Source organism: Amycolatopsis anabasis (genome assembly GCF_009765355.1).
In the GTDB taxonomy this organism is placed as follows: Bacteria; Actinomycetota; Actinomycetes; order Mycobacteriales; family Pseudonocardiaceae; genus Amycolatopsis; species Amycolatopsis anabasis.
On record NZ_VTHK01000186.1, the window covers coordinates 1 to 654 of the forward strand.

Genomic DNA, 654 nt, shown 5'->3' on the forward strand with positions numbered 1-654 from the left:
CTCGCGCACCGCCCGGCCGCGCTCACAGATGGTCCGCCAGTCCTCATTCGGCATGTAGTACGTCCGGACCGTCGTCGCCAGCACATCCGCCCCGGCCGCCGTGTCTCCGTCCGGCCGGAGGATGCCCACGCCCTTGTGACGCGAGGAGTCGAACCCTCGCGTGTTCATCTGCTCGCCGAGCACGATGTTCGAGTCGCGCCAGTCCATCACCCGCAGCGCGAACCGCGACCCGAGCACCGCCCGCAGACCGGACGGAATCGTCTTCGAGTCCGGCCGCTGCGTAGCCAGCACGAGCACAATCCCAGCCGCCGGTCCCTTCTTCGCCAGCCAGGTCAGCAACTCGCCGACGTACTCGCCCGCAGTGAGCTTCTTCCCTTGCACCTCAACGGGCGTGCGATCCTCCAACGGCACCTGGACCTCATCGATGAAGATCGCCGTGATCGGCATATCCAGTTCGGCATCGCGAGACATCTCCGGGGTCACCTTGGACTCCGGGCACGTCAGGTCGTCCAGATCGCGCATCCGCCGGAACCGCCCCTGGACCTCGGCGACCAGTTCAACCAGCCAGTCCACCAACGCCAGCACGTGTTCGGGCTCGTCGCCGGACATGAACCGGTGCGCCACCTGACCGGCCGCATCCCAGTCCTTCCCGGC

1 pseudogene is annotated in these 654 nt (G+C 67.4%); it reads right to left on the bottom strand.

The features are described 5' to 3' along the window. Positions 1 to 654, bottom strand: a pseudogene (locus FXO23_RS50650) (cell division protein FtsK); the annotation flags it as partial.